This is a genomic window from Streptomyces manipurensis, assembly GCF_049570255.1.
Lineage (GTDB): Bacteria > Actinomycetota > Actinomycetes > Streptomycetales > Streptomycetaceae > Streptomyces > Streptomyces manipurensis.
Map to the genome: position 1 here is coordinate 2682199 of NZ_CP186950.1, position 24009 is coordinate 2706207.

The following is a 24009-nucleotide window of genomic DNA, read 5'->3' on the forward strand; positions in this document are numbered from 1 at the left end:
GGCTGGTGGGACAGCCGACCGCCGACCGCGTCGGCGGGCCGAAGGGATCGAACGCCATGTCCATCCACCAACACCGCACGGGCGGCAGCACCCTGCACCGTGCCGTCGCGGCAGTCGTCGCGGCCCTGGCTCCGTTCTGCGCGGCCCTGTTCGCGGCGAAGGCCGCGGGGCTGGTGACCGACAACCCGTGGCTGCGGCTGGCGGCGGCCATGGCGGGCGCCGTGGTGGTCGCGATGGCGCTGCCCGAGCGCGAGGAGGAACGCGGACGTCCCTGAGGGACCCCGTGCTCACGGAGGGCCCCCGGGGGCCTCACAGGTGGGTGGGGGCGAACATCCTGAGCGTGGCCGGGAGGACCAGGACCGACGGGCCGGGGGTGGCCAGTGCCTTCGCCAGGTCCGCGCGGAGGGTGGCCGGGGTGGTGGTCGCCGCCGGTACGCCGAAGGACTCCGCCAGGGCGGCGAAGTCGGGGCGGGTCAGTTCGGTGCCCGTGGTGCGGCCGTCGAAGGCGTCGGTCATGTACTCGCGCAGGATCCCGTAGCCGCCGTCGTCCACGATCAGCCAGGTGACGTCCAGGTCGTGCTGCCGGGCCGTCGCCAGCTCGGCGATCGAGTACATGGCCCCGCCGTCGCCGGAGACGGCGAGCACCGGGGTGCCCGGCTCGGCGACGCACGCGCCCAGGGCCGCGGGGAAGGCGTAGCCGAGGCCGCCGGCGCCCTGGGCGGAGTGCATCGTGTTGGGGTGCTTGGCGTCGAAGGCCGACCAGGCCCAGTAGGACAGGATCGTCATGTCCCAGAAGGACGGGGAGCGGGCCGGGAGGGCGGCGCGCACGGAGGCCAGCAGCTCCTGCTCCAGGGTCAGGTCCTGGCCGGCGAGGCGGGCCGCCACGTCCGCGAGGAGGGCCCGGACCCGTTCGGGGGCCTGCGGGTCGGAGCGTTCGGAGACCGTCTCCAGCAGGGCCTGGAGGGCGAGGCGGGCGTCGGCGTGGATGCCGAGGGCGCTGTGGTTGGACTCCAGCTTGCCGAGGTCGGCCTCGATCTGGACGACCCGGCCGGTGGGGAAGAACGTGTGGTAGTTCGAGGACAGCTCGCCGAGGCCGGAGCCGACCACCAGCAGGACGTCGGCGTCCTCCAGGAAGTCGGTCGTGTGGCGGTCCTCCAGCCAGGACTGGAGGGACAGCGGGTGCGTCCAGGGGAAGGCGCCCTTGCCGCCGAAGGTGGTGACGACGGGGGCGTCGAGGCGTTCGGCGAGCTGCTTCAGCTTCCCGGCCGCGTCGGAGCGGACGACTCCGCCGCCCGCGACGATCACGGGCCGGGAGGCGTTCTCCAGCCAGTGCGCGGCGAGCGCGGTCAGCTCGGGGCGCGGTGCGAGCTCGTGCGGGGTGGCGTCCATGCCGGTGACCTGGGGGACGAAGGTCTCGGCGCGCAGCACGTCCTCCGGGATCTCCACCCAGACCGGGCCGGGCGGCACCGTGAGGGCCGATTCCCAGGCCTCGGCGATGACGGAGGGGATCTGGGAGGGGGTGCGGGCGGTGTGCACCGACTTCACCACGTCCCGGAAGGACGCGGCCTGGTCCCGCAGCTCGTGCAGGTGGCCGCGGCGCCCGCCGCCGAGGCCCGCGACCGGGATCTGCGAGGAGACGGCCAGGACCGGGGAGGAGGCGGCCGCGGCCTCGGCGAGGGCGGGCAGGGCGGTGAGGGCGCCCGGCCCCGTCGACAGCAGCAGCGGCACGGCCTCGCCGGTGATCCGGCCGTAGGCGTCCGCCGCGAAGCCCGCGTTGTTCTCCACGCGCAGGGTGACCAGGCGCAGGTCGGAACGGCCGACCGCGTCGAAGAGGCCCAGTGCGTGCTGCCCCGGCAGACCGAAGACGGTGGTCGCGCCGAGGCCGCGCAGCGTCTCCACGACCAGGTCCCCGCCCGTACGGCCCGGCGGCGGCGCCAGGGCGGCCGCCTTCTGGGCCTCGGTGGGACGGAGTACCAGGTCGTGGTCGTGCGTCACGGGGGTGTGGTGCCCTTCCTACTTCGCCTTCGCCGCCGCGATCTGGCGGCTCATGATCGTGGTCAGCTCGTACGCGGTGTGCGAGGCCGCGACCGAGGTGATCTCGGCGTGATCGTACGCCGGGGCGACCTCGACCACGTCGGCGGAAACGAGGTTGCAGGAGGAGAGCCCGCGGATGATCTCCAGGAGCTCGCGGGAGGTCATGCCGCCCGCCTCCGGGGTGCCGGTGCCGGGGGCGTGCGCCGGGTCCAGCACGTCGATGTCGATGGAGATGTACAGCGGGCGGTCGCCGATGCGCTGGCGCAGCTGGTCGGCGACCTCGTCGGCGCCGCGGCGGTAGACGTCCGCGGAGGTGACGATGCCGAAGCCCATCTTGGCGTCGTCGTCCAGGTCCTGCTTGCCGTAGAGCGGGCCGCGGGTGCCGACGTGGGAGAGGGCCTCGGTGTCGAGGATGCCCTCCTCCACGGCGCGGCGGAACGGCGTGCCGTGGGTGTACTCGGCGCCGAAGTAGGTGTCCCAGGTGTCCAGGTGCGCGTCGAAGTGCAGCAGGGCGACCGGGCCGTGCTTCTTGGCGACGGAGCGCAGCAGCGGCAGGGCGATGGTGTGGTCGCCGCCGAGGGTCATCAGGCGGGAGCCGTTGCCCAGCAGCTCGTCCGCGGCGGCCTCGACGGTCTCCACGGCCTCGTTGATGTTGAAGGGGTTCACGGCGATGTCGCCGGCGTCCGCGACCTGGGCCAGGGCGAAGGGGGAGGCGTCCTGGGCCGGGTTGTAGGGGCGCAGCAGGCGGGAGGCCTCACGGATGGCGTTGCCGCCGAAGCGGGCGCCGGGGCGGTAGGAGACGCCGGAGTCGAAGGGCACGCCGACGACGGCGACGTCGGCGGAGCCGACCTCGTCGAGGCGGGGCAGCCGGGCGAAGGTCGCCGGGCCCGCGTAGCGCGGGATGCGGGAGGAGTCGACGGGTCCGCGCGGCTGCGTGCTCATGGCTGTGCCTCTTTCTCTGGCCTGACGTGTGCGGTCCTTCGAGCGTAAGCGGGCCGCAGGAGGCTGGGGAGTGTACGTTTCATCCATCTGGACCCACCCTTGTGTACGGAGTATCCATGCCCGGTTCCGTCCGTGACCCCGAGCCCGGCGGCGGCCCCGCCCCGGCCGGGACGGCGCCCGCCGGGGAGCCGCTGACCCCGCCGGTGCTCCTCGGCGGCCTCCTCGCCGAGCGCCCGCTCGGCCTGCGCCGGCTCGCGGGCCCCCCGACGGCCGAACTGCACGGGGTGCACGCCTCCGAGATGGCGGACCCCTCCCCGTACCTGCTGGGCGGGGAGCTGCTGCTGACGGCCGGCGCCGAGCTGACCGAGGACGGCGCCGACGCCTACGTGGCCCGACTCGCCCGCGCCGGCGCGGCCGCGCTCGGCTTCGGTGTGACCCCCGTCCACGCGGTGGTCCCGGCCCGGCTGGCCGACGCCTGCGAACGCCACGGCCTGCCGCTGGTCGAGGTCCCGCCGGACACCCCGTTCACCGCGGTCGCCCGTACGGTCGGACGGCTCATGGCGGAGGCCCGCACCCGTGAGCTGCGCCGGGTCACCGAGGCCCAGCAGGCCCTGGCCGCCGCCGCGGCCCGCCCCGACCCGGTCCCCGCCGTGCTGTCCCGCCTGGCCGCGAGCCTCGGCGGCTGGGCCGCCCTGCTCACCCCGCCCGCCACCGGCCCGGCCGAGGACCCGGTGCGCACGGCCGGGGCCGCGCCCGGCCCCGAGGTCCGGGACGCCGTCGGCGCACTGGCCCGCCGGGTGGCTCCGGGCTCCGCCGCCACCGCCACGGACTCCCTCGGCCCCGCACACCTCGCCGCGTACGCGCTCGGCGGCGGCCGGGTGCTGGCCCTCGCCCTCCCGGGCCGGACCCCGGGCGACCACACCATCGCCTCCATCGCCGCCGTCCTCCTGACCCTGCTCACCGCCTCCCGCCCGGCCGGGGACGAGGCCGCGGCCCTCACCCGCCTGCTGCTCGACGGGGATCCCGCCCGGGTGCTGGCCCCCGGCCCCTGGTACGCCGTGCACGCCCGCGGCGTCGGCGACCCGCGGGCCCTGTCGGCCGCGCTGGGCACCGTACTGCTGGACCCGCGCGGGCCCGTCGTACGGCTGCTCACCGACCGGGAACCCGAGGCGCAGCCCGGGTGGCGGCTCGGGGTGAGCGCCCCGGCCCCGGCCGACGCGCTCGCGGCGGCCGACGCCCAGGCCGGACGGGCGCTGGGGCGGGCGGAGTCCGCGCGCACCCCGCTGGCCCGGCACACCGACCCGGGTCTCGCGGGCCTGGTCGGGGAGGCCGAGGCCCGCGCCCACGCACGGGGCCTGCTCGGCCCGCTGCCGCCCGCACTGCGCGAGACCCTGCGCGGCTGGCTGGCCCACCACGGCAGCTGGGACCGCACGGCCGCGGACCTGGGCGTCCACCGCAACACCGTTCGCCAGCGGATCGCCCGGGCGGGCGCGCTGCTCGGCCTCGACCTGGACGACCCGGACGTGCGGATGGAGCTGTGGTTCGCGCTGCGCACGGCGGCGGCCGGTACGGAGGGGGATGTGGGTGCCGGCGGGGATGCGGGTGCCGGGTGAGGGGCGGCGCGGGGGGGGGCGCGCTCAGCCGGGGTGGCCGTCCGGCGGGCGGAAGGCGGACAGCAGCTCGACGAACCGGGCGGACCCCGTGATCACGCCCGGCAGTCCGCTGCCGGGCGGCGCGGGCTCGACCCCGACCGCTTCGATCCCGTCCTCCCCGATCCACAGCAGGCGCGAGCTCAGCCGGTACTCCTCGGGCGCCTCCTCCCACATCTGCCGCACGAGCGGCCCGTAGGCGGTCACGCAGGTGTGCAACTCCGGCCCGTCCACGGCCCACAGCATCAGGTGGCCGTGGCCGCGGCCACGGCCCACGCCGGGGACGCGTCCACCCGGCAGGAGCGGAACTGCTCCTGCCCGACGGGAGCCGAGAGGTCCGGGCCCACCTGGATCACGAGGACGGCCGCGAGCTCGTCGGTGAGGGGCACGGCCGGCGCGTGGCCCGCGTCCACCGCTCCGGCGCGCACCAGACGCGGCATGAGGAGGTTGCGGACCTCGGCGAACCCGGCCCGCTCCAGCTCCCGGCGGCGCTCGGCGAGCCGCTGCTTGCGGCCGAGGAAGGCGACCGTGGCCGCCCGCCGGTGCTCGGGCGGCCGCGCGCGGACCAGTTCGGCGATCTTTGCGAGGTCCAGCGGGGCGCCGGGTTCCCCCTCGGCGGCGAGCGAGAGGTGGAGGGGCCATTTTCGGCCACGCCGGGGGTGCGCTCGGGCCCGCCCGGGGGCAGGAGGAGTCCGAGGGGCGAGGCCCCCGGGAGGGCGCGGCGAGGGGCGCGGCGAGGGTGTGACGGGGAGTTCGGGGTGGCCCCAGGGTGAGCCACCCCACCCTTTCCCCTGCGTCCCGGCTCTGGACAGCCAGATTGACCGGCGGGTAACTTAGGCTGAGCAAGCGCTTAGCCATAGGCGGCGGACCGCCGCGACCGAAGGGAGCCGGCCGTGCGCCGCACCGTTTTCAACGAGGACCACGAGGCGTTCCGCGAGACCATCCGCGCCTTCATCGAGGCCGAGGTCGTCCCCGTCTACGACGAGTGGTTCGCCGCCGGCCAGGCGCCGCGCGACTTCTACTACAAGCTCGGCGAGCTCGGCGTCTTCGGCATCAACGTCCCCGAGGAGTTCGGCGGCGCCGGCCTGGACACCCACAAGTTCGAGGCCGTCCTCTACGAGGAGACCTCCCGCGCGGGCGTGAACTTCGGCGGCTCCGGCGTGCACGTGCTGCTCGCCCTGCCGTACATCAAGATGCTCGCCGACGACGAGCAGAAGAAGCGCTTCCTGCCGAAGTTCGTCTCCGGCGAGGAGATGTGGGCCCTGGCGATGACCGAGCCGGGCACCGGCTCCGACGTCGCGGGCATGAAGACCACCGCCAAGCTCTCCGAGGACGGCACCCACTACGTCCTCAACGGCTCCAAGACCTTCATCACCGGCGGCGTCCACGCCGACCGCGTGATCGTCTGCGCCCGCACCTCCGCCCCGAGCGCGGACGACCGCCGCTTCGGCATCTCCCTCTTCGCCGTGGACACCAAGTCCGAGGGCTACTCCATCGGCCGCAAGCTCGACAAGCTGGGCCTGAAGACCTCCGACACCGCCGAGCTGGCCTTCGTCGACGTGAAGGTCCCGATCGAGGACCTGCTCGGCGAGGAGGGCAAGGGCTTCTACTACCTCGGCCACAACCTGGCCTCCGAGCGCTGGGGCATCGCCTTCGGCGCCTACGCCCAGGCCGCCGCGGCCGTCCGGTTCGCCCAGCAGTACGTGACCGAGCGCACCGTCTTCGGCAAGCCCGTCGCGCACTTCCAGAACACCAAGTTCGAGCTGGCCGCCTGCCAGGCCGAGGTGGACGCCGCCCAGGCCGTCGCCGACCGCGCCCTGGAGGCCCTGGACGCCGGCGAGCTGACCCCGGCCGAGGCCGCGTCCGCGAAGCTGTTCTGCACCGAGGTCGCGCACCGCGTCATCGACCGCTGCCTCCAGCTGCACGGCGGCTACGGCTACATGAACGAGTACCCGATCGCCCGCCTGTACGCCGACAACCGCGTCAACCGCATCTACGGCGGCACCAGCGAGATCATGAAGTCGATCATCGCCAAGTCGATGGGCCTGTAACCCACTTGAACGAGGCACTGACGGATCTCCTCGATCTGCTCGACCTGGAGCAGATCGAGGAGAACATCTTCCGCGGCACCAGCCGCACCTCCCTCGTGCCGCGCGTCTTCGGCGGCCAGGTCGCCGCGCAGGCCCTGGTCGCCGCCGGGCGCACCGTGCCCGCGGACCGTCTGCCGCACTCGCTGCACTCGTACTTCCTGCGCACCGGCGACTCCGGCGCGCCGATCGTGTACACCGTGGACCGGATCCGCGACGGGCGGTCCTTCACCACCCGGCGCGTGGTCGCCGTCCAGCACGGCCAGCCGATCTTCCACCTCTCCGCGTCCTTCCAGACGTACGAGGAGGGCCTCGAACACCAGGTCCCGATGCCGCCCGCGCCGGACCCCGAGTCCCTGCCGACGGCGGCCGAGGCGCTGCCGCCGTACCGCGAGACCTTCCGCGACCCGGGCACCGTCGAACGGCTGCTGGATGCGCGCGGCGCCGTGGACCTGCGGTACGCGACCACCCCGCCCTGGGAGTCGGTGGGCGAACCCCGCGAACCGCACTCCCAGGTCTGGTTCCGCACCCAGGGCAAGCTCGCGGACGACCCGCTGCTGCACACCTGCCTGGCCACGTACGTCTCCGACATGACGCTGCTCGACGCGGTGCTCCTCGCGCACGGCAGGGGCGGCTGGGCGGTGGGCGACGTGGTCGGCGCCTCGCTGGACCACGCGATGTGGTTCCACCGGCCGTTCCGCGCGGACGAATGGCTCCTGTACGACCAGGTCTCGCCGTCGGCACACGGCGGCCGCGGCCTGGGCCAGGCCCGCATCTACACCCAGGACGGCAGACTGGCGATCACGGTCATCCAGGAGGGCGTGGTCCGCGTCCCGCGCGCCTGACTCCGCGGCGGGAAAGGGGCGGTCCGCGGGCTCGTCGCCCACGGCAGGAACGGCCGCAGGACCGGCCGCAGGACCGGCCTGCCGCCCACGACCGGAGCATCGAACACATTCGGGCGAATGTATGATTGTCGCGATGTCTGGGTCCCTCGGGGGGCGGTGGAGCCGGTCTCTCGAGTTGCCGTGCAACCGAGGGGTGCGGGTGGACGGCGACCCCGGGCGGGGCGGGCCCTTCGGCCGGAGCCGCGGTCGCCTCTGATCGGATCGGTCGCCGAGGGCAAGGCCCCCATTCCTGCTGGACCCCGTCTTCTGCCCCGTGCCAGTGGGGTGGGACTGCGATCGTCAGGCATCCGCCGACGGTCTTGGCACTCGGAGAATGAAGGCAAGCCCTCCATGCAGCATGCAGCACCTCCGGCGCACGAGGCGGCCGGCTGGTCGGCGCCCGCGCTGTCCGTCGTGATCCCCATCTACAACGAGCAGGAGGCTCTGCCTCTGACCGTGGCGCGCCTGCGCCCGATCCTCGACGGCATGGGAATCGACTACGAGGTCGTCGGTGTCGACGACGGCAGCACCGACGCCACTCCGATGATCATGCAGAAGATCCACCAGGACTGGCCCGAGCTGCGCACGGTCCGCTTCGCCCGCAACTCGGGGCATCAGGCCGCGCTGACCGCCGGCATCCACCGGGCCCGCGGCAAGTACGTCGTGAGCATCGACGCCGACCTCCAGGATCCCCCTGAGAAGATCGTCGAGATGTACGAACTGGCCCTCGAGAAGGACCTGGACATCGTCTACGGCGTCCGCAGCGACCGCGGCACGGACACCTTCTTCAAGCGGCGCACGGCCGGCGTCTACTACTGGCTGATGCGCAAGCTCGTCGGCAAGAGCATGCCCAACCAGGCCGGCGACTTCCGCCTGCTCAGCCGGGCCGCCGTCGACGCGCTCAAGTCCCTGCCCGAGCACCAGCCCGTCTACCGGCTGCTCGTGCCGTGGCTCGGCTTCAACAGCGGCGAGGTCGTCTACGTCCGCGAGGAGCGGGTCGCGGGCAGCACGCACTACCCGCTGTCCAAGATGGTCCGCCTGGCCCTCGACAGCATCACCAACTTCTCCGCCAGCCCGCTGCGGCTCGCCACCTGGCTCGGCCTGCTCAGCTTCCTGGTCTGCTTCTGCCTGGCGATCTACACGACGCTCCAGTACGCGTTCGGTTCGACCGTGCCCGGCTGGTCCTCGCTGTTCATCGGCATGCTGTTCATCGGCGGTGTCCAGCTCATATGCGTGGGTCTGCTCGGTGAGTACATCGGCAGGATCTACTCGGCCGTCCAGGCCCGGCCCGCGTACTTCGTCGGCTACGACTCGGCCGAGGACACCGCGGTCGCAGCGCGGCAGTAACCGGACTCCGAGCGCGCGGCGTGGTCCCCGGCCCCTCGGGCCGGGGTGCCCCGGCAGCCCTCCTCGGGAGCAGTCGACGCACGGCAGGCAGAAGAGACACGAGAGACATGGCAACAGAAGCAACCGCAACACCCGGACGAACGCACCCGACGGTGCGGAATCGGGAAGGCGCGCCCCCGTCCTCGGCAACCGACCGGCCCGCACCGCACACGTTCTGGCGTGTGCTGCCGGCCGCCGCCGCGTACCTCTTCCTGGCCGCACTGCTGCTGGCCACGAACACCCCGGCCAGTGACATCGCCCGGTACACCTTCTACGCGCTCTGGGGTGTCCTCCTTCCCGGCACGCTGGTCTTCCGGGCCCTTCGCCGGCGTCCGCACTCCCTCGTCGAGGACCTGGCCTTCGGCGCCGTCACGGGTCTCGCCCTGGAGCTGGCCGCCTGGGCGGTCCTCGTCAGGACGGGCGCGCAGCCGTTCGCCGTCCTGTGGCCACTGGCCGTGGTGATTCCCTTCGCGGCCGTACCCGGGCTCCGCCGGCACTGGCGTCCGCGCAGCACCATCCGCCACTCGCTGGGCTGGTCCTGGTCGGTTTCCGGCACGGTGATGCTCACCAGCGTCTACTTCCACCAGACGTTCCTCTCCCTGTACCCGGTCCTTCCGGACAAGGAGGACAGCAGGCTGTTCGGCGACATGCCGTACATGCTCTCGCTCGCCGCGAACGCGAAGCAGAACGTTCCGCTGACCCTCCCCCAGGTCGCGGAGGAGCCGCTGCACTACCACTGGTTCACCTTCGCCCACATGGCGATGACCGACATGGTCGGTCACGTCGATCTGGCGGTCATCGAGTCCAGGCTCATGGTCCCCGCGCTTGCGGCGCTCGCCATGGTCATCACGGCCGTGGTGGCCCATCGACTCATCGGGCGGGCCTGGGCCGGCCCCGTTGCCGCGCTGCTGGTCTTCGCGGTGTCCGAGTTCACCGCCGCCTACCCCAACCCCGCGTCGACCTGGACCTTCGGCGCCCACGCCGTCCGGCTCATGTCCTGGTCCAGTCTCTCCCAGGCATACAGCCAGCCGCTGCTCATAGCCCTGATGGGCGTCGTCGGCGACGCGCTGCGCCGGAGCCGCCGAGACGGTGGGGCGAGCCCGGCCGACGACAGCCCGGACAGCCCGCCCCTCCTCGGTCGTGGGGTCTACGTCCTGGTCGCGTTCTTCGCCCTGGCCTCCAGCGCAGCCAAGGCGAGCACTCTGCCCGTCGCCGTCGCAGGGCTGGCTCTGTGCGGCTTCGTTCTCCTGATCACCACCCGGCGGATCCCCTGGCACGTCGTCGGCCTGGGCGCGATCCTCGGAGGTGCTCAGCTCTTCGCGACGGCCGCCATCTTCAACTTCGAGAGCTACGGCCTCGAGATCATTCCGTTCGCCAACGTGGAGACCTACTGGGCCGATCCGGAACAGCTGCGCTCGCCGGCGTTCCAGGCGGTCGTGGTCGTCGGCACCCTGGTCGCCTTCCTGCTCAACCACCAGCTGAAACTGCTCGGCGCGATCCCGCTGATCTCGAAGCGACGCTTCCGTCTGGAGCCCGTGCAGTGGTTCCTGCTGGGGGCTTCCGTGGCGGGGCCCTGCGCCTTTCTCGCGATCAAGGGCTACAACTCCAGCTACTTCACTCTTGCCGCCCTGAACTTCGGCGCCATGCTGTCGGCGTGGGGTTTCTGCGAGACGTTCGAACGCGCCTCGCTCGGCGTGCGGGGCAAGGCCGTACTCTCCTTCGGCGCCATCGCCTGGTCCGCCGCGCTCACCTACGGGATCTACCGCGGTTCCGACCGCTGGTCCGCCTACGTCGCGCGTCTCGTCGGCGATGAGCACGGCGCTTCCACGTCGTACTCCCTGCTGCTGCCGGCGCTGGTCATGGCCGCCGCCCTCGTCCTGACCGCCCTCGGCGGCGCGGCCCTGTGGTGGCTCGGCTCCCGGGTGTGGCCCCCGCTGCGCGGCCGCGGCACGATCGTCCTGCTGACCGCCGCCCTCGCGGCCGGAACTCCGGGGCTCTTCCACGACATCCTGCAGTCCCGGGAATCCCTGTGGTCGTACTCCTGGGTCATGCCCGGCTCGCAGGTGGAGGCGGCTCGCTGGATCCGCGCCCACAGCGAACCGTCCGACGTGCTGAGCACCAACAGCCATTGCTGGCAGCTCGAGGGCCCGCAACCCGCCGGGGAACCGTGCGACAACACCCGCTCGCAATGGCTCAGCGCCTACTCGGAACGGTCGGTGCTGATCGAGGGCTGGGCGTACGCGCCGCGGGGCATCGCGCTGTCCGGTGGCTCGGTCGCCTACAACGGCCCCTTCTGGGATCAGGAACTGTTCCGGCTCAACGAGGACGCCGTCTACCGGCCGACAGCCGCGATCCTCGACCGTCTCCGCGAACAGCACCACGTGCGCTACGTGGTGGTGCACCGCCCGTCGGGCTCCGAGTCTCCGCTGCTGGCCGATCTCTCGAAGAAGGTCTACGACAACGGCCGGATGGCGGTGTACGAGCTGTCCTGACACAGAGGCCGATGATTTCGGACTCGGGTCCCGGGACCACGGGCGTCATGTCCCGGGCCCGGGGCCTTTCCATGCCGCCCGGGTGGTTTGGTGCGCGTGGTGGCGCAACCGTACACTCGTGCTGATCTGATGGGTGTGGAGTGCTCCGTCCTGTCAGCCTTGCCTATTTGATCTCGGGGACGAGCACCACGTGGACAACCGCACTTCTCGGTGGTCGGGGCGGTGGTCCCACGGCACCGTCGCCGAGCTGCTGACCGGCCGGAACAACAGCCTCGGATTCATCCGGCTGATTCTGGCGACGGCCGTCGTCGTCTCCCACGCGCGCGTGCTGGGCTTCGGAAAGACCGAATTCGGCCACTCGTTCACGCAAGGTCAGGCCGACCTCGGAAAGTGGTCGGTCTACGGGTTCTTCATCCTCTCGGGAATCCTCGTCACGCGCAGCGGTATACGCCTGGGACTGGGGCGATTCCTGTGGCACCGGGCACTGCGCCTCTTGCCCGGACTGTGGGTCTGCCTGTTCCTGACGGCATTCGCCGCCGCACCGGTCCTGTACTGGAAACTCCACGGCACGCTGGACGGATTCTGGGGACACGCCTGGGGGCCGCTGGAATACCTGCGCTCCAACAGCGCGATCCAGGTCAACCAGAACGACGTCTCGAACGTGATGTCCGACGCCCTGAGCAAGGGCTTCGCTCACGACCGGAGCATCGACGGGGCCCTCTGGTCGCTGTACTACGAGGTCCTCTGCTACGCGGGTGTGGCCCTGCTGGCCGTGACGGGTGTCCTGGCACGCGCCCGCCGTGCCGTGTTGCTGATCGCCGGCCTCCTGGGGTGGCTCGTCATCAGTCCGGCCGTCGGCGACCGCTTCTGGGCGGGGGCCTTCGACGCCACCTACTTCCACCCGGTCGACATCCCGGTCCTGGGCTTCACGAATCCGGTCCTCGTCATCTACCTCGGATTCGCCTTCGCTCTCGGAACGGTCATCGAGCTGTACCGCGAGCGGATCCCCGTCAGCGACCTGCTCGGCTGGGCCTCCCTGCTGGTGCTCGTGCTCAGCGCGCACTACGGCTACCTCTTCGCCGTGGGCCTGCCGGCCTTCGCGTACTTCCTGGTGTGGCTGGCGATCCGCCTCCCGGCGCCCTTCCGCCGGGTCGGCGCGCGCAACGACTACTCGTACGGCATCTACATCTACGGCTTCGTGGTCGAGCAGGCGCTGGTCGTTCTGGGCTTCGCCCGCTGGGGCCTGCTGCCCTACCTGGGGCTGAGCCTGGCGGTGACGGTGCTGCTGGCAGTGTTCTCCTGGCACTGCGTGGAGAAGCCCGCGATGCGCCTGAAGGACCTGGGCGGCCGCCGAGGCGGAGCCCGGCGGCCGGGGAACGCGGGGCAGTCCCAGGCGGCTCAGGGTCCGGCGCTGCTGGACCCGGTCGTCGAGGCGGACGAGCGGGACAAGGCCACCCCCGTCCGCGCCTGACGGGTCGGGGCGTGACCACCAGCGCCGCGTTCATGCTGGAAACGATGAAAGGGTGAGATCCCTCCGGGATCTCACCCTTTCACGTGTTCACAGTGATCAGAGGACTGTGTCGAGTCCGACCCAGCCGACGCCGAGCAGGGTTCGGCCCTCGGGAAGGTAGTCGAAGAAGTCCCCGGTGCGGGTCACACCGACCTGCTCCGCCTTGCCGTCGGCGTTGAGGTCACTGATGAAGGGGGTCCATTCGTCGACCCACCAGCCCTCGCCGATGACGCTCGGGCCGGCGAAGTTCACGGAGCCTCCGGTGCCGTTGCCGGCGTTGGCGTAGAGGTAGAGCTGGCCGGTCTTGCGCTGCGCGACGATGTCGATCTTCTGGTCGTCGTTGAAGTCGGCGAGCCGGAGCACGCGCCAGTCGTCCGGCCACCAGCCGTTGCCGAGGAAGGACCGGTTGTCGAGCATTCCGGTTCCGGTGCCGCCCTTGTGGGGGTAGATCCACAGGTTGCCGTCGGCGCCGCGGGCGACGAGGTCGGTGCGGCCGTCACCGTTCACGTCTCCGAAGACCAGGTCGGCGTAGGTGTTCCAGCCCGTGCCGATCAGGACCGGGTTGCCCACCGTCTCGGTGCCCGACCTGCCCGTGCCCGGGTACAGGTACAGGTCGCCGAACCGGTCGCGGCCGATGATGTCGGTGTACCCGTCGTTGTTGAGGTCGGCGGAGTACACGTTCGTCCAGTGGTCGCGCCACCAGCCGTTGCCGGCGAGGTACCGCGGGCCCAGCGTGCCGGTTCCGGAACCGCCGGTGCCCGGGTAGATCCAGAGGTGCCCGTTGGCGTCACGCGCCACCACGTCGGTGTAGCCGTCGGCGTTGTAGTCGGGCCGGCTCTGGCTGCCGCTGGTCCACAGGCTCTGCCCGGTGGCGGTGTAGACGACGAGCACGCCGCGGGGCTGGAGCATCGCGTACGAGCCCGGGGTCTTGGTCCCGCTGGTCCACAGGGTGGTCTTCGCGTCGGCGCTGAGGACGACGAAGCTGCCGTCGCTCTGCATCCGGGCCGTGGCCCCCGGCTTCCCGGCGGTACCGGTGGCCCAGAGCTGCTTGCCGGTCTTGCTGAGGAGGACCAGGTTGCCGTCGGACTTCATCAGCAGCTTGGCGTTGCCGCTCGAGTACTCCTGGCCCGAGGCGAGAGTGGTGCCGGCCGGAATCCGGGCGCCCGGGACCCCGTCGATCTGGAACTGCGCGCCGAAGGAGCCGACGGTGGCACCGTCGCCGCTGAGCTTGCCGGGCCAGGCCACCATGGTGTTGTCCGCCTGGCGGGCCCACAGGTCGACGACCCCGTCACCGTTCAGGTCACCGGCCGAGCCGATCTGCGGGTAGCTCCCCAGCGGGAGGCCGGAGTGCACCTTGGCGGGCGTCAGGGTGCCCCAGGTGGCCAGGTCGACCGTGTGCCTCGGGTCCGGGCTCCTGCGCCCGAGACTGCTCAGGACGTCACCGGTGGCGTTGTCCCGCAGGAGCAGGTCAGGGACGGTGTCCTTGTTGAGGTCTCCGGGGGCGATGACCGTGTACTTGGCCCAGTCGGTGCCACCGACGAGCACGGGGGGCGTGTCGTCCAGCTGGCCGGCGGGGGTGTTGAAGTAGGCGTAGAGCTTGGCACCCTGCTTGACGAGGATGTCGGGGATGCCGTCCTTGTCGAGGTCTCCGGGCGCGATGACCTGATCGGCGTCGGACCAGTGGTTGTCCTCGGGCCGCGCAACGGACAGCTCGGTGGAGCCGATGACGGCGCCCTGCCCGTTGTTCCCGTAGGCCCACAGCTTCTTGCCCGACACCCCGGGCTTCGGGTGGAGGGCCAGCATGTCGTTGTAGCCGTCGTCGTCCCAGTCACCCAGATTGGCGACCTGGGCGTTGGCGAAGGACTTGGGCGAGCTGATCATCGCGGAGAACTTGCCGTTGCCCTGACCGGTGTAGGTCAGGAGGCTGCCGAAGAGGTCGTTGCTCCAGATGTCGCGGTTGCCGTCACCGTTGACGTCGTGCGGTCCGTCCTTCGCAACCTCGCGCGCCGCGTAGAAGCGGTACACCGCGGTGTCCGAGCGGTTTCCGGCGCGGTCCTGGGTGAAGGCGTAGACGAAGTGGGGGCCTGCGCCGGGCGGGGTGAGCTTCGCGGTGAACGCCGCGCCGGGGTCGACGAAGGTGCTCTTCACCTCCGGGTCCCAGTCGGTGTAGTAGCCGTACCAGACGACGTCCTTGTCACCGTTGACGGAGAGGGTGAAGTCGCCCGTGGTGCGCGCCTTGGCGGTGCCGGCGGGCCAGCCGTTCGTGCCGTCGGGGAAGGCGGTGGAGCTGATCTTCGGTGCGTCCGCGGGCCGCGCGCGGTCCACGGTGAACTTGCAGGCCTGCGACCAGCCCGACTGGGCACCGTCGCCGTCGGTCGTCCGGGCCCGCCAGGTGTAGGTCCCGTCGGGCAGGTTGGCGTCCGGCACGCTCCAGGTGACGAACTTGCCGTTGCTGGAGGGGAGGTTCTGGGTGAGCGCGGGGCTGCTCTGCCCCTCCTTGAAGAGCTGGAACTCCGTGCTCAGCTCTCCGGCGTCGCGGTCGGAGGCCGTCGCGTAGAGCCTGATCGCGGTGTTGCCGACCGAACCGCCCTGCTCACACGGAACCCAGGGGGCGATGCCCGGGTCGGAGGGCGTGTTGGGCGGGTTGTTGTACTCGATCTCCAGCGTGACGGTCTTGGGGTCGAACCGCTTCCAGTGGTACTCGTCGCTCTCGTTCGAGGCGTACAGCCCCACCGTCATGCTGGACCAGCCGTTGGACGCCGCTTCCTGCACACCGGCGGTGGCGTTGAACTCCAGGTTGCCGGCCTCGCACTCGGGCCTGCCCTTGGCCGCGCTGACGGTGTCGAGCCTGCTCCGCCGGTCGGGCTGGAACTTCCACGTGGTCTTCGGCGAGATGGCGTTGGTGGTCCAGAGTTCGACAGGCTTGGGTACGCAGGACCAGGACCAGGTTTCCTTGATCCGGAACGTCGCCTTGGACACCTTGACGCCCTTGACGGCGGAGGTGTCCAGCTGGAAGAAGGACCGCGACAGCCCGTTCGACTGGGACTCGTAGCCGACCCGCACGTCCTCCTTGGTGTTCCAGTAGGAGTTGTTCTCCCAGGTGCGGTAGGCCCAGGCCCAGTTCTGCCGCGCGCCCCACGCCACCGACGGATCGATGTAGACGGGGTACTTGGTCGTGGCACCCTTCAGGAGGGCCTGGTCGGGCTTGATCTCCAGATTGCCGCCCGTGATCGCGGTGGGCATCTGGGCACTCTTGGCACCGGACGGCGTCACGAAGGCGTCCGCGGGGGCGGGATTCGCCCCCGAATCGGCGCCTGCCACGGCCGCCGCACGCGCGGGCGCCTGGGCGGCGACGCCCGTCGTGGTGGAGTCCCACATCACGGGATTCGGCGAGGTGAACACGATCTCACCCGCCGGGTTGGCTGCGGTCAGCAGGCCGGTCGTGGCGTCCTTGGTGACGTTCAGACCCACCGTGTCGAGCTTGAACCGGAGCGTCGCGAGGTCGGGGTGCTGCGCGGCCGCGGGCGTCTTGACCACCAGCAGCTGGGAGAAGCCCTCGACCTCGGCCTTCAGCTGGAGGTCCACGTCGGGGAGCACGTTGGCGTACGTGGCCACGTTCCCGGCGAGCGTCGGCTTGGGCAGCGCCTGCGGCCAGGTGAACGACAGGGTCCGGCCGTTCCGCACACCGGTCAGCAGCGGACCGGTGCCGCCGCCGGAGAAGGCGATCGCGACGGCCGAGGCCTTGGGCTTGACCTTCCCGTCCGGCGCGAACTGCAGCGTCGGGTCGGTGGGCACCCAGGTGCCGTCCTGGCGCACGCGCACGGTCGTGCCGTGCCTCTTGGTCGACCACTTGCCCGTCGGCAGCGCCCAGGTGTCCGAGTTCTCGGTGCGGGCCGAGGTCAGCTCGTAGGGCTGTCCGGTCTCCTTCGCCTTGGCAAGCGCGAAATCCTCCGGGGACATGGATCCCTCGGCCACCGGATCCACGGCGGCGGCCGCGGTCGACGGCGGATGCACCACCGACAAACCGGTAGCCGCAATTCCGGTTATCAGGGCCATCGAAATGACCCTGGAAATCCCCCGCCTCCCCGGCACACCGGGAAGGCCCTGTCTTCTTCTCACATGAACTCCATCTGTCCGATTTCCCGGGAGACTCTACTCGGCTCCACCGACACCCACCCTGTTTGACCTGCGCTTTTGGTGACGCTTTCAGGAAAGCTGCCCGATTGTTACCCCAAGGTCTACTTTGCGGTAACAAGTGCGTTCCGGGTTGGATTAACACCATCGCCGAACCGGCGAACCCAAGGGAATTCCGACTGTTAGCCTGCGCCGGTAAATATTTCCTGAAGCATGGGGTGGGGTGTGAGAAAATCTCGTAAGAGAGGGCTTTCCGTGGCATTGGCCGCAGCCGTCCTCTCCGGCCTGCTGCCCGGCGCGGTTGCCGTAGCCGACAGCAAATCCAAGCCGTCGTTGCCCGAGGTCAAGCAGCCGAAGGCCGTACCGGTCAAGCCGGTGCGCACGGGCGGAGCGAAGAAGGCCGACGACGCGGGTGCGACCGCGTGGAAGTCGCCGAAGGTCTCCTGGCCGGCGGCCGGTTCCGCCGAGGTGGCCCTGGCTGCCGCTCCCGGTCCGGTCTCGAAGTCCTTCCTGTCGGGGGCCGCTCAGGGGCCGGTCCTCGGCTCGGGCTCGCAGCAGGCGGGCAAGCTCCCGGTCGCGGTCCACGTCGCGCCGGGGAAGGCGGCCGAAGCGCCGTCGAAGGTCAAGGTCTCCGTCGTCGGCAAGGACGCGGCACGCAAGGCGGGCGTCGACGGCGTCCTGCTCTCGGTCGGCCGCTCGGACGGCGGCGCGCAGCCCTCGTCCGCCACGGTCGAGGTGGACTACAACTCCTTCCGCGGCGCCTACGGCGGCGACTACGCCTCCCGGCTGCGCCTCGTGGAGCTTCCGGCCTGTGCGCTGACGACCCCCGACCGGGCGGAGTGCCGTACTCAGACGCCGCTGCGGACGCAGAACGACACGCGTACGGGCAAGCTGTCCGCGCAGGTCGACGCGGTGGGCGCGGCCACGGCCGGGTCCGGCAAGTCCGCGGGGGCTCCGGCCGCGAAGGCGGCGGCCTCGGGCGGCGCGACCGTACTGGCCGCGACGGCCGGCGACGCCGGCCCGACGGGTGACTACAAGGCGACGTCCTTGCAGGGTTCGGGTTCGTGGAGCGCTGGGGGATCGACAGGCGCCTTCTCTTGGTCCTATCCGGTCTCAACACCCGCAGTACCCGGCGGCCTGGGCCCGCAGATCTCGTTGGGCTACTACTCCCAGTCCGTGGACGGCCGTACGGGCATGTCCAACAGCCAGGGTTCGTGGATCGGTGACGGCTGGTCCTGGGAGCCAGGCTTCATCGAGCGCAAGTACAAGCCCTGCAACGACGACAAGACCGGCGGCACCAACACCGCCAAGGTCGGCGACCAGTGCTGGTTCAACGACAACGCCACGCTGTCGCTGGGCGGCAAGTCGACCGAGCTCGTCTACGAGCAGGGCAAGGGCTGGCACCCGGCCTCCGACTCGGGTGAGAAGGTCGAAAAGCTCACCGGCGCCGTGAACGGCGACAACGACGGTGAGCACTGGAAGATCACCACAACCGACGGCACGCAGTACTTCTTCGGTCTGAACCGACTCCCGGGCTGGAAGGACGCCTCCACGCCGACGACAAACTCGGCCTGGACCGCGCCCGTCTTCGGCAACCAGGCGGGTGAGCCCTGCTACAACGCCTCGTTCGCGAGCGCCTGGTGCAAGCAGGCCTGGCGCTGGCAGCTCGACTACGTGGTCACCCCCGGGGGTGACGCGATGGCGTACTACTGGAAGACCGAGACCAACAACTACGGTCGGAACTTCTCCGCGACCACGGGCAAGGCCACGGTCACCCCGTACATTCGCGGCGGCTGGCTGGACCGCATCGACTACGGCCTGCGCTCCGACGCCGTCTACAGCGGCAAGGCGATGGCGCAGGTGCAGTTCGGCGTCAGCGAGCGCTGCCTCACCAACTGCGGCACCTTCGACGAGGCCAACGCCAAGAACTGGCCCGACTCCCCATACGACTTGTTCTGCAAGGACGGCTCGACGGAGTGCAAGGGGCAGTACTCGCCGACGTTCTGGTCACGGATGCGCCTCACCGCGATCCACACCAAGCTCTTCACCGGCGGCGCCTACCAGGACGTCGACTCCTGGACCTTGGACCAGAATTTCCCGCCGGCCGGCGACGGCATCTCCACCCCGATGTGGCTGAAGTCCATCACCCGCACCGCAAAGTCGGGCGCCGCGGAGGACATCCGGCTCGATCCCGTCACCTTCGCAGGTGAGCAGCGCCCGAACCGGGTCGACAGGACCGGTGACGGACTGGCCCCCTACGTCCGGCTGCGGATGTCCCAGGTCAACACCGAGACCGGTGGCACCATCGGCGTCACCTACTCGCAGCAGGACTGCACCCCGACCACCCTCCCGGCCTCGGACGGGTCGAACACCACCCGCTGCTTCCCGGTGAAGTGGGCCTGGGAGGGTGACACCTCCAAGCTCGACTGGTTCAACACCTACGTCGTCAACCAGATCGTGGAGGGCGACAACCTCGCCTCTACGCCCGACAAGGTGACCTCGTACACCTACGTCGGCGGAGCGGCCTGGGACAAGGACACCAGCGAGTTCACCAAGGCCGAGGACCGCGTCCACTCGGTCGCGCGCGGTTACGGGCTCGTGCAGACCCGCACCGGTGCCGCCAGTGACCCGAAGACGCTGTCGGAGACCCGCTACTTCCGAGGCCTCGACGGCAAGGAGGTCAAGGACGGCACGGGAGCCGCGGTGACCGACCGTCCCGAGTTCGCCGGCATGGTCCGGGAGACAGCCACGTACGAGGGCGACGACACCACCAAACTCGTGGGCGCGACATCGAACACGCCGTGGCGTTCCGACGCTGTGGCCAAGCGCGTGCGCCCCGGACTGCCGGACCTCGTCTCCTACAAGACCAACGTCCAGAAGGAGTCCAACCGCACGACCGTTACCGGCGGCACCCGGACGACCGAAACCAGCCGTCAGTTCGACGGCTACGGCATGGTCGAGTGGGAGTCGAGCACGGGCGACACCGCCAAGACCGGTGACGAGTCCTGCACCACGACCACCTACGCGCGCAACTCGACAAGCTGGATTCTCGACCGGCAGAGCCAGGTCAGGACCGTCGCACTGCCGTGCGGGACGGCCGGCGCCACGACGGCCGACGTCATCGGCGACACCCGGACGTACTTCGACAACGGCACACTCGGCACCGTATCCGGTCGGGGCCTGGTGTCGAAGACCGAGAAGATCAACGGCAAGGGCGACGGCTACGACACCGCATCGACCATCCCGTCGACCTGCGGCGCTGCCGGCAACGAGCTCTGCTACGACCTCTACGGCCGAACACTGGCGGCCGCTGACACGTACGGGAAGGTGACCACCAGCACGTACACGCCCGCCGCGGGCGAAGTCCCGACCACCACGACGACGACGAACCCGCTGGGGCACACAGTGACCAGCCGGCTCGACCCGCTGCGCGGCCAGGCGACCAAGGTCACCGACGCCAACGGCAAGGTCACCACATCGGCGTACGACGCCCTCGGCCGCGTAACGAAGGTCTGGGCACCCAACTGGACGGAGGAGACAAACCCGAGCAAGCCGAGCCGCATTTTCGAGTACACCGTCCGCAACAGCGGGCCCAACGTCGTCACCTCCAAGACGCTGACGCACGACTACGAATACTCGGTCGTCCACTCCATCCAGGACGGTCTGCTGCGGGTGCGGCAGACCCAGACCCAGTCGCCCGACCTGGCGGGCCGCCTGGTCACAGAGACCTTCTACGACACTCGAGGCCTGGCCTGGCGCACCTCCGGCACGTACTACGCCGACGGCGCGCCCTCGCCCGACCTGGTCACCGGACAGGAGCTCAACTACCCCTCCTCCGCCGACACCCTCTTCGACGGCGCCGGCCGCCCCACAGCGGTCATCGCCAAGAAGAACGGCGTCGAGACCAAGCGCACGACGACCAGCTACACCGGCGACACCACCACGGTCAGTCCGCCTGCGGGCGGCACCGCGACCACTACCACCGTTGACGCACAGGGGCGCACGGTCGAGGTCAAGCAATACACCGATCCGGCCCGCACCACCTCGCAGTCGACCCTGTACACGTACAACAAGCTCGGACAGCTGGCCCAGGTCACTGACCCGGCCAACGCCAAGTGGACATACACGTACGACGTCCGTGGCCGCCAAGTCGAGGTGAACGACCCGGACAAGGGCCTCACCAAGACCGTGTACGACATCGGCGACCGCATCACTGACGTCACCGACGCCCGCGATATCACCCTGCACACCGACTACGACGACCTCGGTCGCGCTGTCGCCACCAAGCAAGGCTCCACCACCCTGACCTCGACCGTCTACGACACCGTGGCCAAGGGGCAGCTCTCGCAGTCGACCCGCCACGTGGACGGCAAGGCATACACCTCGAAGGTCCTGTCCTACAACGATCTGTACCAGCCGCTCGACACCCAGGTCGTCATCCCGTCCACGCCCGACACAGGCTCGATGGCCGGCACGTACCAGTGGACGAACGTCTACAACATCACGGGGCAGGTCCTCTCGACCCGGCAGCCCGCGATGGGCGGCCTCCCGGCCGAGTCGGTGGGCAGCACCTACCACTCGGTGTCGGGCCTGCTAAAGAGCATGGCAGCGGGCTCCAGTCGCCTGGTGACGGCCGCTTCCTACGACCACTACGGCCGCACTGTCCTGCAGCAGCTGGGCGCGTCCGGCCAGCGCCTGTACCGCTCCAACGAGTACGACCCCCACACCGGCGCACTCGTGCGCACGGTCATCGACCGCGATGTGGAACCGAAGCGGCTCGAGGACACCCGGTACACCAACGATCCCGTCGGCAACCTGACGGCGATAGCCTCGGCCTACGGCCAGGACGCTGCCCGGACCACGGACACCCAGTGCGTCAACCTCGACTCCCTGCGCCGTATCACCGAGGCGTGGACCAACAAGGGTGAGACCTGCGCGGCAACGCCCTCCACTCCCGTCATCGGCGGCGAGGACCCGTACTGGACCACGTACACCTACGACGCCGTCGGCAACCGCAAGACGGAGACCAAGCACAAGACCGCCTCGGGCCCGGCGGCGGACACAGTCCGCACGTACGCGCCCCCGACGCCCGGAAAGCACGACCTGCCGAAGGTCACCCAGACCGGCACCAACCCGCGCGATGAAACTTTCACCTACGACGCCACGGGCAACACCAAGACCCGCAATAGCGGCACCGGGGAGACCCAGTACCTCGACTGGGACGCGGAAGGACGACTCAAGTCCCTCGTCCAGGGGCTGACCACCGACGGGTTCGTCTACGACACGACCGGCAGCCGCCTCCTGCGCAAGGAGAAGGACGCCACCACGCTGTACCTGCCGGGCGGCAACGAGCTGAAGCTCGACAAGTCGGGCACGGTCACCGGCACCCGCTACTACGGCGACGTCGCCGTACGCACAGGCGGCAAGCTCAGCTTCACCCTCAACGATCACCACAACACCGGCACCACTCAGGTGACCGCCGACGCGACCCAGACGGTTACCCGCCGCAAGACGGGCCTGTTCGGGGAAGCCCGCGGCACCCAGCCGACGACGTGGACGGGAGAAAGGACCTTCGTCGGAGGTACGAAGGACAACGACAGCGGCCTGACCCACGTCGGAGCCCGCGAATACGACCCCCTGATCGGCCGCTTCATCTCAGTGGACCCGATCATGGATTTGAAGGACGCCCAGCAGCTCCACGGCTACACCTACGCAGCAAACAACCCGTTCACATTCTCCGACCCTGACGGCCTCAAGTACTTCGTTGGGGGCAATGAGGATAGTGGATTCCAATCGACCCCTCAGTCTGCCGCCAGCACTCAAGGGGCAGGCGGTAAGCACGAAAGGAGGTATTACCGAGGACAGACGACAAATGTCAATCTCGTCAAGGGACACATGAAGTCCACTTGCAACCGCGCCGGTTGCACTAGCAAGTGGGTAGCCCAGCCTCGCGGAAATGATCGCGACTATGCTGCCGGCCTCCTTACGGGAGCAGTCGAAACCATTACCTTCGGATGCCAGTTCTTCAAAATATTCGGCGAGGTCGAATGTGCTGGCGACGCGATGCGCAAGGAAGCCGCGAACGAGTATGGCGTCGATACAAGCAGCGCGGCATTCGAACAAGGGGCCGGTCAAGGCGGCGCCATCGCTTCGGCACCACTGGGGCCCCTCGGTCGTGGTGCTAGCGGTACAGCAAAGTTCTCCACTATGGTTCTCGCCCGAGGTGGAAACAATGGCGCCACACTCGAATTGACTATCGCAATGAATCGCAAAAACGTTAAGAAATATGCAGAAATGGGCGGGATCGACCTTTCTGGCACTTCCTGGAAAATTGCCAAGAAACCAGAGGATTACCGCGAAGGCTTCTACGGGTGGACCAACCCTGAGACCAGGCAGATGTACTTCTATCCTGCCGCATTCACCGACGCGGAACAGCTCGTGAAGACCATCGGGCACGAGCGTACCCACGTTATGCAACTTGAATTGCACGGGCAGGCGATGGATACTGTCTCCAGAGATGGATACGAGAAAACTGCACACGCCATCGAGCCGCAGTTCTGGACGTACTTCAACATGCGAGGCAAGGCCTATGAGTAATCGAGAAGCATGGATGAAGACCCTCGACCGCTACATCGAGGCAAAGTCAACCGCACAGTGCCCCCGCTGTAGCTCACCTCGCCTCGACCTCAGGTACGTGGGTGACCCAGAAAGTCGCATCGGGCATTTGATGTTCTGGTGCAACGAATGTTGCTACGGGATCACTTTTTCACGTGTAAGGATCCCTGAAGGAGCAACAATGGATTCATTTGACGACGAGAAGGCGGCTAAGAACGTACCCGACTTCATTCAAGTGAATTAGCCCTGCAGCAGGCAAATCGCCTGTGTACCGCT

General features: G+C 69.8%; 13 protein-coding genes. 8 read left to right on the plus strand and 5 right to left on the minus strand.

Features of this window, described 5'->3' with window-relative positions; translation table 11 throughout:
- Positions 1–56: 56 nt before the first annotated feature.
- Positions 57–275 (plus strand): hypothetical protein, encoded by a 219-nt coding sequence (locus tag ACPU2J_RS12280; RefSeq protein WP_423833243.1) that lies wholly within the window; start codon positions 57–59, stop codon positions 273–275.
- 34 nt (positions 276–309) lie between these two features.
- Here ACPU2J_RS12280 and ACPU2J_RS12285 read toward each other — a convergent pair whose 3' ends face one another.
- Together ACPU2J_RS12285 and speB are read right to left on the minus strand one after the other, a co-directional pair.
- Positions 310–1995, minus strand: coding sequence for a thiamine pyrophosphate-binding protein (locus ACPU2J_RS12285; RefSeq protein WP_399822556.1), 1686 nt, complete (start codon positions 1993–1995; stop codon positions 310–312).
- Between the two features lie 18 nt (positions 1996–2013).
- Positions 2014–2976: an agmatinase gene (gene speB / locus ACPU2J_RS12290; RefSeq protein ID WP_030655465.1), complete on the minus strand. Its 963-nt coding sequence runs from the start codon at positions 2974–2976 to the stop codon at positions 2014–2016.
- 116 nt (positions 2977–3092) lie between these two features.
- Between speB and ACPU2J_RS12295 the strand changes: the two genes are divergently transcribed.
- Entirely contained in the window at positions 3093–4589 is a 1497-nt protein-coding gene (locus ACPU2J_RS12295) for a helix-turn-helix domain-containing protein (RefSeq protein ID WP_423833244.1), read from the plus strand.
- A gap of 24 nt (positions 4590–4613) precedes the next feature.
- Here the strand turns inward: ACPU2J_RS12295 and ACPU2J_RS12300 are convergent, their stop codons facing one another.
- Both ACPU2J_RS12300 and ACPU2J_RS12305 read right to left on the minus strand, forming a co-directional pair.
- Positions 4614–4901, minus strand: a complete 288-nt coding sequence (locus ACPU2J_RS12300; protein ID WP_423833245.1) for a hypothetical protein — start codon at positions 4899–4901, stop codon at positions 4614–4616.
- Positions 4871–5065 carry a hypothetical protein gene (locus ACPU2J_RS12305; RefSeq protein WP_420080739.1) on the minus strand — a complete coding sequence of 65 codons (195 nt, stop codon included), beginning with the start codon at positions 5063–5065 and terminating at the stop codon, positions 4871–4873. Before ACPU2J_RS12305 ends, ACPU2J_RS12300 begins: the two co-directional genes overlap by 31 nt.
- A gap of 453 nt (positions 5066–5518) precedes the next feature.
- On the opposite strand from ACPU2J_RS12305, the gene ACPU2J_RS12310 reads away from it, so the two are divergent.
- The 5 genes from ACPU2J_RS12310 (at position 5519) to ACPU2J_RS12330 (ending at position 12945) form a co-directional block, all read left to right on the plus strand.
- Positions 5519–6676, plus strand: coding sequence for an acyl-CoA dehydrogenase family protein (locus ACPU2J_RS12310; RefSeq protein ID WP_423833246.1), 1158 nt, complete (start codon positions 5519–5521; stop codon positions 6674–6676).
- Positions 6677–6681: 5 nt separating this feature from the next.
- Entirely contained in the window at positions 6682–7557 is an 876-nt protein-coding gene (tesB, locus tag ACPU2J_RS12315) for an acyl-CoA thioesterase II (protein WP_423833247.1), read from the plus strand.
- A gap of 390 nt (positions 7558–7947) precedes the next feature.
- Positions 7948–8943, plus strand: a complete 996-nt coding sequence (locus ACPU2J_RS12320; RefSeq protein WP_361592236.1) for a glycosyltransferase family 2 protein — start codon at positions 7948–7950, stop codon at positions 8941–8943.
- Positions 8944–9164: 221 nt separating this feature from the next.
- The gene (locus ACPU2J_RS12325) at positions 9165–11474 is read left to right on the plus strand and encodes a hypothetical protein (protein WP_423833248.1); all 2310 of its coding nucleotides are present in this window, start codon (positions 9165–9167) and stop codon (positions 11472–11474) included.
- Between the two features lie 190 nt (positions 11475–11664).
- The gene (locus ACPU2J_RS12330; protein WP_423833249.1) at positions 11665–12945 is read left to right on the plus strand and encodes an acyltransferase family protein; all 1281 of its coding nucleotides are present in this window, start codon (positions 11665–11667) and stop codon (positions 12943–12945) included.
- A 96-nt stretch (positions 12946–13041) separates the two neighbouring features.
- Here ACPU2J_RS12330 and ACPU2J_RS12335 read toward each other — a convergent pair whose 3' ends face one another.
- Positions 13042–16944 carry an FG-GAP-like repeat-containing protein gene (locus tag ACPU2J_RS12335; RefSeq protein WP_423833250.1) on the minus strand — a complete coding sequence of 1301 codons (3903 nt, stop codon included), beginning with the start codon at positions 16942–16944 and terminating at the stop codon, positions 13042–13044.
- Positions 16945–17373: 429 nt separating this feature from the next.
- Here ACPU2J_RS12335 and ACPU2J_RS12340 point away from each other — a divergent pair, with 429 nt between their 5' ends.
- The gene (locus ACPU2J_RS12340) at positions 17374–23715 is read left to right on the plus strand and encodes an RHS repeat-associated core domain-containing protein (RefSeq protein ID WP_423833251.1); all 6342 of its coding nucleotides are present in this window, start codon (positions 17374–17376) and stop codon (positions 23713–23715) included.
- Positions 23716–24009 lie beyond the last annotated feature (294 nt).

Excerpts from the sequence above, each read along its gene's own strand:
- ACPU2J_RS12295 (WP_423833244.1), top strand. The coding sequence starts at position 3,093 with ATGCCCGGTTCCGTCCGTGACCCCGAGCCCGGCGGCGGCCCCGCCCCG.
- speB (WP_030655465.1), bottom strand. The coding sequence starts at position 2,976 with ATGAGCACGCAGCCGCGCGGACCCGTCGACTCCTCCCGCATCCCGCGC.
- ACPU2J_RS12305 (WP_420080739.1), bottom strand. The coding sequence starts at position 5,065 with ATGCCGCGTCTGGTGCGCGCCGGAGCGGTGGACGCGGGCCACGCGCCG.
- ACPU2J_RS12280 (WP_423833243.1), top strand. The coding sequence starts at position 57 with ATGTCCATCCACCAACACCGCACGGGCGGCAGCACCCTGCACCGTGCC.
- ACPU2J_RS12320 (WP_361592236.1), top strand. The coding sequence starts at position 7,948 with ATGCAGCATGCAGCACCTCCGGCGCACGAGGCGGCCGGCTGGTCGGCG.
- ACPU2J_RS12335 (WP_423833250.1), bottom strand. The coding sequence starts at position 16,944 with ATGTCCCCGGAGGATTTCGCGCTTGCCAAGGCGAAGGAGACCGGACAG.